Below are 12,638 nucleotides of genomic sequence, written 5' to 3'. Positions count from 1 at the left end.
CGCGGATGGCAGAAAAGAAAAAAAGTTGGTTTCGTAAAATTATCGGTTGGCTGCACCTCTGGCTCGGACTCACGTCCGGGCTGGTGGTTTTTATAATCGCCGTCACCGGCTGTCTGTATGCGTTCCAGGACGAGATCCAGAATGCGATACAACCTTACCGGTTCACGGTGGCGCAGGATAAACCCGTGCTGCCACCGTCGCAGTTAAAGGCGATCGCAGAAAAAGAATTACCCGGCAAGAAGATCCATGCCGTGCTGTACCCCGTGGCAGGGCGTTCGGTGCAGGTGATCTTCTACAGTTTTGATCCGGAATATTATTACTTCGTATACCTCGATCCCTACACCGGCAAAGTGTTGGAGGTGCGCGATGAGAACGCCGGCTTTTTTCGTTTTGTGCTCGATGGTCATTATTACCTGTGGCTCCCCCCGACCATCGGTCAGCCGATAGTGGCCGTTTCTACATTGGTGTTTTTGGCCATGCTCATCACGGGCATGGTCCTGTGGTGGCCAAAGAATCGCAAGGCGGCAAAGCAACGCTTCTCCATCCAGTGGAGGGCCCGTTGGCGGCGAAAGAACTATGATCTTCACAATGTGTTGGGATTTTATGCATCGTGGATAGCGATCATTTTGGCGTTAACGGGTTTAGTGTGGGGCTTCCAATGGTTTGCAAAGGGCGCGCATGCCCTGGCGGGAGGAACGAAATCCCTCCTGTATGCCGAACCCCTGGCCGACACCACCGTCATGGCCCAGGCCGGCCTGCCTGCGCTGGACCGGATCTGGATAAAACTAAAGACCGAAAACCCGAACGCACAGATCATAGAAGTGCACGTGCCCGAAACCAAGGCATCGCCCATCGTCGTGAATGTCAATCCCGACAACCAAACCTATTGGAAGACCGACTACCGTTACTTCGATCCGTACACGCTCAAGGAACTGGAAGTGGGCCACGTCTATGGAAGGTTGACCGACGCCAACGCGGCAGACAAACTGTTGCGCATGAACTATGACATTCACACGGGCGCCGTCATCGGGCTCCCCGGCAAGATCCTTGCCTTTTGTGCCAGCCTGCTTTGCGCGTCGCTGCCCATCACGGGCTTTTACATCTGGTGGGGAAGAAGAAAAAAGGATCGCCGGGAGGCAAAACAACCCCCGCATCAAGCCGCTTCCCGCCGCATAAAAACGGCCAATCGCAGCGCCCTCCCGAAAATACCGGCGGAATAGACTTCTGACCCTCGTGGGGACGTTGCGCCTTTGCGGTTAAAATCTTTACTTACGGCAAATTCATTCCGAATGGCCGTTAGAAAAACTGCAAAGATCAAGGAGCTGCTTCAACGCCGCAGCCCCTGGTTTCGCCGCGCTGTGAAAGCGATCTGGATCTTCTTTTTCGTGATCACGATAGGTTGCCCCCTTTACATCGTTTCCGTTAAGTACAATTTCCTGGGGCTATACGGTGAGATGCCAAGCCTGAAGTCCATTGAAAACCCCGAGAACGATTTGTCGTCGGATGTGATCTCGGCCGATGGTGTTTCGTTGGGTAGATACTTCAGCTACAACCGGAGCCAGGTCCCGTTCAATAAGCTGTCGCCGGTGTTGGTCAAGACGCTGATCACCTCGGAAGACATTCGGTTCAAAGAACATTCCGGCCTCGATGCGAAGGCGCTGATACGCGCGGTTATTGGAGCCGTCACGTTCCGGTCCTCCCAGATCGGAGGGGGGAGCACCCTGACACAACAGTTGGCCAAGAATCTTTTCACGCTGAACCCAGAACTCGACGGCAGCTTGGCGAAGTTGGGGAGAGTTCCGCAGCGGCTCATCCGGAAGTCAAAAGAATGGATCATCTCCGTTTATCTGGAGCGGCACTTTACAAAGGATGAGATTTTGGTGATGTATCTCAATACTTGTGATTTTGATAACAACGCGTTAGGTATTAAGGTAGCCGCCGAGACGTATTTCAATAAGCAACCGGACAAACTCAACGTACAGGAATCTGCGGTTTTGGTAGGGATGCTGCAGTCGCCCGCGCGCTTCAATCCGAAAGCTCACCCCGAAGCATCCTTCAGGAAACGCAACGAGGTGTTGTACAAATTATTTAAGGATGGCTACCTGTCACGGGCGAAATACGATTCCACGAAAGTGCTCCCGATAGACATGAAGTTCTCGGTACAAAATCAAAACAAGGGATTGGCAACCTACTTCAGGACCGTGATCACCCCCGAGCTCTCCAAGTGGTGTAAGGAAAATGGATATAATTTATGGGAATCCGGGTTGAAGATCTACACCACCATCGACAGTCGCATGCAACGCTATGCCGAAGAGGCCGTAGCGGAGCAAATGAAGATCCAGCAAAAGAAATTCAACGAACATTGGAAAGGACAAAACCCCTGGATCGACGACAACAAACGCGAGATCCCCGGCTTTCTTGAATCGCGGATCAAGCAAACGGATTACTATCGGGAACTCGTTCGCAAATACGGTGAGCGCGGCGATTCGGTGAAGATCATGCTGAACCTCAAAAAACGAATGACCGTCTTCACCTGGAATGGTGAGCGCGACACCGTGTTCAGTTCCATGGATTCGCTGCGCTATTATAAACACTTTTTAAATACAGGGTTCATGTCGATGGACCCGAACACGGGAGCGGTGAAGGCATGGGTGGGTGGCATCAACCACAAGTATTTTAAATACGATCACGTGAAGCAGGGCACTCGTCAACCGGGATCGACCTTCAAGCCTTTTGTATATGGAACCGCCATGGACCAAGGCTACAACCCCAACCAAACGTTTCTGGATATTTCTCCAACGTTCACCCTGGTGGGTGGCGGAACGTGGCGTCCTGCGAACTCTGATGGTAAATATGGAACGGGCGAAAAGCTTACGCTACGGCAAGCGTTGGCCCAATCGAAGAACACCATTACAGCGCAGTTGTTACAGCGTGTAGGCATCGACAACGTCGTGAATTTCGCGAAGGCCGCCGGCATCACCAGTCCCCTGGACCCGGTGCCCACGCTCTGTCTGGGGGTGAGCGATGTTTCGCTTTATGAACTCGTGGGCGGATACAGCACGTTTGTGAACTTGGGCATTCACACCGAACCCTTTTACATTACTCGGATAGAAGATAAAAATGGCAACGTCGTTGCCAGCTTTTCGCCCAAGATCCATGGTGAAGCTATGAATGAACATACGGCCTATAAGATGGTCTACATGTTAAGAGGAGGGGTAGAGGAAGAAGGGGGTAGCTCACAAGCGCTTAGCAAGGCTGTTAAAGAAGACAACGAAGTGGGAGGCAAGACCGGTACCACCAGCAACGCCAGCGACGGTTGGTATATGGGCATCACCCACGACCTGGTCTCTGGTGCCTGGGTCGGTGGCGACGAACGCAGCATACACTACAGAAGCTGGAGCTTGGGTCAAGGCGGCTCAACGGCCCGTCCCATTTGGGATAGGTATATGCAAAAAGTCTATGCCGACCGTTCCCTGGAATATAAGAAGGGCCAGTTCAGACGTCCCTCCACACCGCTTGATATGACACTCGATGTCAGCCAGTATCCTGCCGATTCGACGTACGATGACAAGGATTACAACGATCCCAATAAGTAGCTTTCCACACGTGCATTGGATTGAGTATTAAAAAAGGCGCTGAAAATTATTTTCAGCGCCTTTTTTTTATGCCTTATGGAATACTATTCATGGCCGTGATGCTCACGCGGCCGGCAACGCGCCCATTCATATTCAAATTTGAATATGCGTGTTTGTGTGGGATCGCCCAGGTAGGTGGCATTCCATACGATCTTTTTTACAAGGTTGCCATCATACGTGTAGTTGAGAACATGGCTGGTCGCTGTGATGGGGGCACCTTCAATTTGATAGACACCTTTAAGCGGATTGTTTTCCGAATAGATGTTGATCAAAGGAATGTTGTATGAGCCCACCGGGAAATTGGCGGACCCGATCGGAAAAAACGCGGGGTTATTCACAGCGTTTGCCAGCAGCATAAAGGGATTTGATTTGTGATCATAGGCCGAAGCGGTGAACTCCGTAAAGGTAGGTACGGTGTAGACCCGCGCGATGTTGTTGCCGTTGTAGACGAACCTACGATCGAGCTCGAAGCCAACGGTGCCATCCACGTTGAGTTCTTGTTCGACGACCCCCGACAGTTTGGTGGGTGTGAGGTAGTGGATCGTGACATGACCATGTGGCTGATCAATTCCGTAGTAATCCGTATTCGCGGTGCTGACCTCCGTAATTCCGAGAGGGCCTTGCACGAAAGTGAAGCGAATGTTTGGTGCAGGCTGACCATCGAGCTTGATATCGATCTGATAAAGCTTTTGGTTTTCATCATATGAAAAGATAATGTCACGGTCGGTGCCGTTCAGTTTGGTCAACGTACCGTACGCGTCATATTCCGCGTGGTAAAGAATGTTTTCCCATTCAAACGTTTTGATGCGAAGCTTTTGTGGCAAAGGACCGGGACCGAAACAAGACGATAGACATACGAAGCATGCCAGGACCAGCACACTCGTGAGGGCGTTTAGATTTTTCATAGGAGAGGGGGTTTTTATTTATGAATTAAGACAAACTTGAAAGACTGATCATCTGATTTATTCTCAGGATGGAAGGCCAGGGAAGGAGCATAACGAGAAACTTGATGAGGCATGCCAGGGCAGCATGCTTATTACGGCGTTGGGGGGTTTCATAACAGAGGGGGTTAACTTTACCTAAGATAACTATTCATGTCTTTAGAAATCCCTTGTGTGTTTGAATTATTTTTTTGTTATGCCAGGTGCATAGGGGAATTCAGGTATGCTTTACGCGGTTAGAAGGAGGCCGCTTGCAAAATAAATTCGACCGCTTCTGTGTTTGTTTTTGCCATCGGTGGGGCGGGAAATTTATTTTTGATCATCCAAGAAACTGCGGATACTGTCATTTGACAACCTTGAACCGGAGATGGGTTACCCCGTCGGAGGCGATCACCCGCGTTTTCGTAAGTTCCGGGGGAACTGCCAGCGTGTCGAACAAGCGGGTGCCGCCGCCCAGCAATATATGGGTGATGTGAATTTGCATTTCGTCTACCAGTCCTGCGCTGAGATATTGTTGAATGATATCAGCACCTCCCATCAGCCAGACCGCTTTTTCACCCGCAGCGGTTTTTGCCTGCGCCAGGGCGCTTTCAATGCCGTCGTGCACAAAGGTGAAACCCTTCACGGGGATTTGGGGTGAGCGGTGTGTTAATACAAAGGCGGGCACGACGAATGGGGTTCGGCCACCCCACGCGTCATCGATGGCCGTAAAATAAGTTCTTCCCCCCACCAGCACCGCGCCGGCGGTGTCTACCATCTCTGCCACTACAGCGTTATCGATTTCGGTCTTCTCTTCAAACATCCAGCGGTGCAGTCGTGGACCATCCTCACCCAGCGGATGCGTGGCGCTGATGTTGGGACCGGCCATGTAGCCGTCCAGCGACATCGCAATGTCCAGGATCAGTTTGCCGGGTTGAGGTGTTACTTTTTGTTCCATGATTTTTTATTGATTAGCGTATGCCGTACATTCATACTACAAACATAGCGGGAGCATTCGCGACGTGAATGACCGTATTGCGACATTTGACGGGCTGATCCCGACAAAAGAATCTTTCTGTTGCAAAATCACCCGAACGGGTGGTGAAGAAAAAAACCAATAGCCCACTGGGGTTGTTTTATAGGCTGGGAAAAATGATACTTCCCTGAAAACGAATGTTCACCAAAACAAAACAACCATGCTAAAGATCAAAAAAGCCTTCAGCAGTTTCTCCACCGACGATTTGGGGAAAGCAAAGAATTTTTATGGCAATGTTCTCCACCTGGACGTGGACGATAAAAAAGAATACCTACAGGTGCACTTGGGAAAAGACAACAATGTATTGATCTATCCCAAGCCCAATCACGAGGCCGCTACGTTTACGGTATTGAATTTTCCGGTCGATGACATTGAGAAGGCTGTCAAGGAATTGAAGCAGGCGGGCATCCACTTTGAGCATTACGATGAGCCCGACTTAAAAACGGACCCGGATGATATTTCGCGCGATGATCGTGGCCCGAAGGTGGCGTGGTTCAAGGACCCGGCGGGAAACATTCTTTCGGTGATGCAGGAACGATGAGGAACGCATAAATCCCCCAAAGCGTTTCCCCTTCAGGATGAGATGATCCGTACGCAAAAGCTCGAGGATCGATCGGCAGCATCTACCGTGAAAGGCATGAATATTGACAACAAGATTAATCTAACCACACGAATATGAAGAAGCAAGCAAAACCGACGAAGAAGGGAAAAGCGGGGGATGAGAAATTTCCGGGCTACCCGAAATATCCGGCTCAGGAAGATATTATGAATCGCGCCAACCGCGTGGAGATGGGCATGGATGGTGAAGCCGCGGAAGGACCGCTTGATCCATCCAAGGTCAAGACCGTGCGCAAGACCACGGGCAAGCACAACGAGTCGGACGTGACGAAAGATGACCTTCAGGCGCTAGGCGATACCGAACTGGAGTCCGACGAAGGGGATGATGAACTGCTGAAAAATCGCATATACCCCGTCGACTTCTCCGGCGAAGATCTCGACATCCCCGGCGTGAACGATGACGATGCCGCCGAACGCATCGGAAGCGAAGATGAAGAAAACAATTCCTACAGCCTCGGTGGCGATGACCACGACGACCTCGAAGAAGATCATACCTAAACGGAGATTGTTAATAAAGAGCAAAGGCATCGTTCAGAAATGACCGATGCCTTTTTATATAAACCAGAGAGAATGCTACTCCGTGCGTTGAACCGTCGACCGGATCAATGTTCAAAATGGCGTTCTTCCACCAAGACACTTTCCGATTGCATCCAGGCTTCCTGAAGATGCTTCGGACCTTGCAGCGCTTTTTTCGAAAGCAGCGTCGCGATGAGACCCATCATTTCGCCCCAGGTTTTGTCCCACGATTGTCCGGCCAGGTAGTGGTCCACTTTATACATCAGGGTGCTCTTCGTTTCCTCATCGGCCGCGAGCAATTCTTCGGCGACCTTGATAAACTCATTTGCTGTGCCCGCGATGGAGACTAACCCTGAAATGCCATAGGGACGAATCACATCGGTGATCGGGGAGGAGATGACGGGCTTGCCGGCAGCGAGATATTCTGCTGTTTTTGTCGGGTTGATAAAGCGCGTGTACTCATTGTGGGCAAAGGGGATCATGGCAATGTTCCAGCCGCCGATGTATTGCGGAAGTTCTTCATAGCGTTTGGCGCCGAGATAATGGAAATTCCGGTAGTTCGGCAGTTGCGAGGAGCTCACGTTGACCACGGCACCCACCAGGATGAAGTGCCAATGCGGGCGTTTTTTTGATACGGTCACCAACAGATCAAAATCGATGCGTTGATCGATCTCGCCAAAATAGCCAAAGCGAGGACGGCCGATGGAAGCTTGATCCGGGGGATCGTACTTAAAGGTGCGCGCCGAAGCGAAATGATCCTTGTCGATGCTGTTGGGGAATAGGTAGGTGTTTTCGTGAAGTTTGCGCGTGGCTTCAAACACGCGCTGGCCGCTGGTGAAGACGACATCGGCAAATTCCAATAGCTCATGCTCGCTTTCGCGCATTTCTTCGGTTTCGGATGGACGGTCCATGCAATCATAGATCACCAGGTCCGGGGTGAAATGCGTGCTCACTTTCAGGGCTTGCACCGAATAGTACCAGAAGATATACGAGTCGATCCGTTCCTCATTGAAGAGACGAATGAGCAATTCGCGCCAACGGGTGGTGGCATCGTTTTGTGCGGGCTCGCCTTGCAGATTCGGGGTGACGACAATGACGTGATCTTCCGTGAGCGTGATGTCATACCGGTCGGCGTCGGCGTGGAATACGGGCAATTCGATGTAGAATACCCGGAATCCCTTAGCGAAGCGTTTCAACAAATGTTGGGGCCTGTCGGAGGTGAAGTTCCATCCGTGTTCGGCGAAGCAAACGATATCCGTGTGGATATGGCTGTCTGTGGGGAAAGTGAAGTTATCCATGTGGCCTAGTGGTTTCTGCGTTGAATGGGCAATCCGCGTTGCTGATGCTGCGGAAAACCTGTAAAAATGTGTGCCAGAGTTTGGATGGCGTATAAATGGGGGGATTTCCAGCCGTTCTGGCCACACTAGGGTGTTTGGGTCGCCTGGCGGGGAAAAAATCCCTTGATCCTGGGTGAAATTTCCACACTGGGCGTTCCACAACTAGAACGGCGGGGCGTTGAAAAACTTATCCGGAGGTTAATAATTTTTGGCCCATCATTTTCAGGATGAAAGCGATCAAGGTCATTAAAACCGCCAACGCTATGGATACCCTATCATCGAAGCCGGCGAGTGCCGGACAACAAAAGGTTCAGGATTTATACCGCCAACTTCTTCAACAGTGGAACGCGAAAAGTGCAAAAGGATTTTCCAATCTCTTTCACGAACAAGGCTGGGCGGTGGGCTTTGACGGTAGTGAGCTGAAAGGCCGTGAAGGAATTTTTGAAGAGCTTTCGCGCGTTTTCAACGATCATCGCACCGGCACCTACGTGGGCATGGTGAAGGAGGTCCGTTTCCCGAATGCCGATACGGCACTGCTGCATGCCGTGGCGGGAATGATCCCTGCCGGAGAAAACTATATTAACCCCAGCCTCAATGCGATCCAGACCTTGGTGGCTTCCAATATAAAAAATGAATGGCGCATCGAACTGTTTCAAAACACGCCCGCTCAATTTCATGGGAGGCCTGAATTGGCGATTGCACTCACCGCAGAACTGGCCGCGCTGATCTAGTACATTAAAATTAGTTTGCTAAATGCCGGACTTACCGTTTTTTGAATTCGAGGTAGTCGTAGTTCATCTGGCCGGCCGCGACGGTGTGCAAGGTGAGAACATGCGTACCTTTTGACAAGGTCACTTCCCCCAACGCTTCCGCTTTATTCCAATGATGCCATTGACGCCAGGCAATGGTGTCGCCCGCGGCGTAGGTGGATTTTACGAGGAGATCTTTCGAGATGCGTTTCCCATCCAAATCCAGCGCAATGGTGCCGTCGTCGTGCGACGTATACATGAGGCCCACCGTGTAGGTGCCTGCTTCTTTTATTTGGAGGGTATAGTGAATCCATTCTCCTGGCTGCGTCCACCCCACATACAGTTGATCCATTTCCGGGGCCACGGTGTTGTAGGGATTGTTGTCGATGTCTTTTCCTTTTGTGTAAGAAATGTCCACGCCTTCGTTCATACGGAATTCGTTGAGGTAGGTGCCGTTGGCGGGGTTGAGCTTTCCGCTGCCATTGTTCACGGCGTCGGCATCGTGATAAGCAACCCCTTCGCCGCCCTCGTCATAGAATTCGCATTGCACGCGGCCTGGGATAGATTGACTTTTGGTTTGCCAGGGTTTTCCAGTGGACACAAAACGAAATGCGGAGACACCGATAAAAAGGGCACTGAGCATTAAAAGGGAAGTAAGTTTCATAGCGGCACTGGAGTCATGGAGTGGTCTTTAAAAGTAAGCAACGTCTCTTCGCCAAGCAAGGCTTTGGAGGACGATCAGAAATTCAAAATGAAGTCCTGAAGATTTTTATTGCGGTCGAGCTGGATCTTTTTCCGCAGGCGGTAACGGCTTATTTCCACGCCCCGTACCGAGATGTTGAGCAACTGGGCGATCTCTTTCGAGGAAAGGTTCATGCGCAAATAGGCACTCAGTTTCAGCTCCTGGGGACTTAGCGAAGGAAAAGAAGTTTTGAAACGGTTTGAGAAATCGCCGTGCACACGGTCGAAGTGAAACTGAAAATGTTCCCAATCGTCGTCGGCGGAAATGTTTTGTTCGATGTTGCGGTTGATTTGGGTGAGTTCTTTCCGCACTTCTTCGTTGGTGTTCTTTTTGAGGATGTGCGCAAGCTGGTTCTTGATGCTGGTAATGAATTCGTTTTTATTCAAGAGATGCATCGTCGACGTGGCAAGCTCGTTGTTCATGTGCTGAAGCTCCGACTCCAGCTTTTCATTTTGCAACCGCGTGATCTCTTCCTGCGAGCGCTGCGACAAGTGTTCCAGCGCGGTATCTTTTTGGCTGAGCTCTTCCTGTTGTTTCTGTTCCATCAGCCGTTGCTCCCGCTGGTATTTGCGATCGACAAAATTGAAAGCCGCAAACAGGATCGCGATCACGGAAAGCCCGTAACAAAAATACGCCCATCCCGACCGGTACCACGGTGCAAGAATGGTGAAGGCGTAGGTCGTCACGGGACTGATCTCGCCGCTGACATTACGGGCGCGCACGTGAAAAACATAATCGCCTTCCTTCAGGTTCGTATATTCCTTTTGCGTCTTGGCGCCCCAATCCGACCATTCTTTTTCAAAGTTCTCCAGGTAATATTGATACGTAGGGTCGGCATTGCCTTCGAAGGAGGTGGCGGCAAAGGTGAAGTTGACCGAATTGTTGCGATAGCGCAGTTCGGGAAGCATTTCACCTTGCTGGTCACTAATGGAGTCATGGTTCGTATAGTGTCCGAAGAACAGCACGGAGTCACGATTCACGGAGGTGGTGACCACCCTTCGAATGAGGGTTTTGAAGTTGGACTTTTGTTCGGCGGGATGGTAGGGATTGTAATGAATGAATCCATCTTTTGCCCCAAACAACACTTCGTTGTTTTGCAAAATGACCATGCTGATCAGATCGTCATTCAGATGCTTTCGTATTTTTCCAAAGGCATTTTCTTCGAGGGTATAATCGCCGAGGGAATTTTTTTTGAATACGCCGATATGGTCGCGGCTGATGAAATAAATGTTGCCCAGTGCGTCTTCGCGAATGAACCAGACCTGGTCATTTTTCCCAAGACGGGGCGTGAAGAAGGTGTCGGGCACAAAGCGGTCGGTAGCCCGGTCGTAGGTATAGACGCCGTTGGTGCTGGTGAAGAGCAGTTCATTGCGCACTTTAAAGACATTGATGAGCAGGTTGGAGGGAAAACCTTTGTCGGTCCCGTAAAACGAGACCTTCGCGATGCTGTCCAGGTTAGGATGGAGTGTTATGCGGAATGCGCCCTTGTAGCCATGGGTCACCCAGATGTCGCCCGAAGGATCTTCCGCCATCACGCGCGACGACTCGTCAAATCCGCTCAGCTTCTTTTTGAATTTCCAATGGCCATTCACCAGCGCGTATAGCTGCAACCCCGTATAGGTTCCTTCCAACAACCGGTCGGGGTGATCTTTCAGGGTCAGGTACACCCACGAACCGAATTCCGTCGATAGCACTTCGCCGGTGCTGCCTTCAATGTGCGTGGCGCCGTGGTGGCGGCCGGCGAGGAGGTCGTTTCCATAGTGGCCCAGGTGATAGGCCTGCCCGCGCGTGTTGTCAACGAGTTTGAAGTCCGATGCACTGTCTTTTTCGCGGAAGTAAATCCCGGTGCTGGTGCCCAGGTACAGGGTATGATCCTGCAGGTAGGCGGCATAGCCCGAGCCTGGGATGCTCATTTGCTTGTTGATGAAGGTGAAAGGCGATCCCAACTCCACGTAGGCGAGGCCGTTGTTTTGTCCCACCCATAAATTGTTCAGATCGTCTTCATAGAGGCAGAGCACGGTGGCGTTGTCGATGCCGCGGCCGCTGGTGAGTTGTGTGCGCAGATCGCCCTCCGGACTCAGCACCAGCAGCCCGCTGTTCTGCGTGCCCACAGCAAAGTTGCCGTTGCGCAAGCGGAGCATGCAATTGACGATGGAGGTCTTCAGCAATTGTTGCAAGGCAGCGTTCCACGGTTTGGCTATCCCGTCCTTCAGCGTATAAATGCCATCCTGGAAGGTGGCCACCAGGAGTTGGTCATCGTGCAGGGGCAGCACGGCGGCAAGGCTTTGGTCCTTGAACTGTGTCCCGCCTTTGATGGTGCGGATCTCCTGGTCTTGCAGAATGCCCAATCCTTGATGGTGCACGTTCACGTAGAGTTGACGGTTCACGAGGTACGAATGGTCTATCCCGTCTTTGGGCCGAACGGTGCGGAAGGTCTGCTGGTCGTACACATATATATTAGAGAACGTGCAGAAATAGACTTTCTCGTTGTCGATGTAGATGTTCCACGCCTCGTCGAAATCGCGGTACTGTTTTTCGAGGCGGTCGGCCAGCGAGGTGTAGGCCAGCCTGCCCCGGGCATCAGGAAAGAAAAATCCGAAGTCGCCCTGGCCGCCCACATAGATGCGGCCCCGGGCGTCGCGAGCCACGCTGCGCACTTTGGTGCCGTTGCGCATGCCATAGGTTTGCCATTGGTCGCCGTCAAATTCCAGCAGGCCGAAGTTGTTGGCGATGTAGACCAATCCTTGCCGGGTTTGGGTGATGGACCAGTTTTGGATGCCGGCCTTATAGTCGAGGGGTTGGAAGTTGCGGGTGAAGGGGAGACCGGAAAGGCTGGACTGGGCTGCCAGATGTGCGCAGGGCACATACATGAGCAACCAAAACCAACGGGAAGCCAGGCCGCGGCGAAGCGAAGGGGTGTAAAAGAAGGGCATGATGAGGTCAAGGTATTGAAATGTTGAGGTTAAGTCAACTCTGCAAAACGTTTGAAATCCGTCAGAATCACTGTTTTTCATGGATTGATGTAGTTTTGATGTAGTCGCCATTACCCCCTTGATGTAGTATTGTTGGGGCGCGTTTATTGAAA

At 51.5% G+C, this 12,638-nt stretch carries 10 protein-coding genes; 5 read left to right on the top strand and 5 right to left on the bottom strand.

What is annotated here, in order from left to right; all coding sequences use genetic code 11:
* Window positions 1-5: 5 nt before the first annotated feature.
* Together BUB30_RS06480 and BUB30_RS06475 are read left to right on the top strand one after the other, a co-directional pair.
* Window positions 6-1,220 (top strand): PepSY-associated TM helix domain-containing protein, encoded by a 1,215-nt coding sequence (locus BUB30_RS06480; protein WP_073132072.1) that lies wholly within the window; start codon window positions 6-8, stop codon window positions 1,218-1,220.
* 69 nt (window positions 1,221-1,289) lie between these two features.
* Window positions 1,290-3,596: a transglycosylase domain-containing protein gene (locus tag BUB30_RS06475; protein WP_084137937.1), complete on the top strand. Its 2,307-nt coding sequence runs from the start codon at window positions 1,290-1,292 to the stop codon at window positions 3,594-3,596.
* A gap of 83 nt (window positions 3,597-3,679) precedes the next feature.
* On the opposite strand, the gene BUB30_RS06470 is transcribed toward BUB30_RS06475, so the two are convergent.
* Both BUB30_RS06470 and BUB30_RS06465 read right to left on the bottom strand, forming a co-directional pair.
* A complete protein-coding gene (locus BUB30_RS06470) occupies window positions 3,680-4,540 on the bottom strand; it encodes a hypothetical protein (protein ID WP_073132071.1) in 861 nt (286 codons plus the stop codon).
* A 379-nt stretch (window positions 4,541-4,919) separates the two neighbouring features.
* Window positions 4,920-5,513 carry a dihydrofolate reductase family protein gene (locus BUB30_RS06465; protein ID WP_073132069.1) on the bottom strand — a complete coding sequence of 198 codons (594 nt, stop codon included), beginning with the start codon at window positions 5,511-5,513 and terminating at the stop codon, window positions 4,920-4,922.
* A gap of 238 nt (window positions 5,514-5,751) precedes the next feature.
* On the opposite strand from BUB30_RS06465, the gene BUB30_RS06460 reads away from it, so the two are divergent.
* Both BUB30_RS06460 and BUB30_RS35420 read left to right on the top strand, forming a co-directional pair.
* Window positions 5,752-6,132, top strand: coding sequence for a VOC family protein (locus BUB30_RS06460; RefSeq protein ID WP_073132067.1), 381 nt, complete (start codon window positions 5,752-5,754; stop codon window positions 6,130-6,132).
* Between the two features lie 134 nt (window positions 6,133-6,266).
* Window positions 6,267-6,707, top strand: coding sequence for a hypothetical protein (locus BUB30_RS35420; RefSeq protein WP_221408720.1), 441 nt, complete (start codon window positions 6,267-6,269; stop codon window positions 6,705-6,707).
* Between the two features lie 104 nt (window positions 6,708-6,811).
* Here the strand turns inward: BUB30_RS35420 and BUB30_RS06450 are convergent, their stop codons facing one another.
* Window positions 6,812-8,023, bottom strand: a complete 1,212-nt coding sequence (locus tag BUB30_RS06450) for a glycosyltransferase (protein ID WP_073132065.1) — start codon at window positions 8,021-8,023, stop codon at window positions 6,812-6,814.
* A 302-nt stretch (window positions 8,024-8,325) separates the two neighbouring features.
* Here BUB30_RS06450 and BUB30_RS06445 point away from each other — a divergent pair, with 302 nt between their 5' ends.
* Window positions 8,326-8,793, top strand: a complete 468-nt coding sequence (locus tag BUB30_RS06445; RefSeq protein WP_073134862.1) for an SgcJ/EcaC family oxidoreductase — start codon at window positions 8,326-8,328, stop codon at window positions 8,791-8,793.
* Between the two features lie 31 nt (window positions 8,794-8,824).
* On the opposite strand, the gene BUB30_RS06440 is transcribed toward BUB30_RS06445, so the two are convergent.
* Window positions 8,825-9,475: a carbohydrate-binding protein gene (locus BUB30_RS06440; protein WP_221408666.1), complete on the bottom strand. Its 651-nt coding sequence runs from the start codon at window positions 9,473-9,475 to the stop codon at window positions 8,825-8,827.
* Window positions 9,476-9,549: 74 nt separating this feature from the next.
* Complete coding sequence (locus tag BUB30_RS06435; protein ID WP_178377037.1) at window positions 9,550-12,567, bottom strand: triple tyrosine motif-containing protein; 3,018 nt, start codon at window positions 12,565-12,567, stop codon at window positions 9,550-9,552.
* Window positions 12,568-12,638: the final 71 nt, after the last annotated feature.

Source organism: Chryseolinea serpens (genome assembly GCF_900129725.1).
Classification (GTDB): Bacteria; Bacteroidota; Bacteroidia; order Cytophagales; family Cyclobacteriaceae; genus Chryseolinea; species Chryseolinea serpens.
This window is presented reverse-complemented; position numbering and strand designations above follow the sequence as displayed.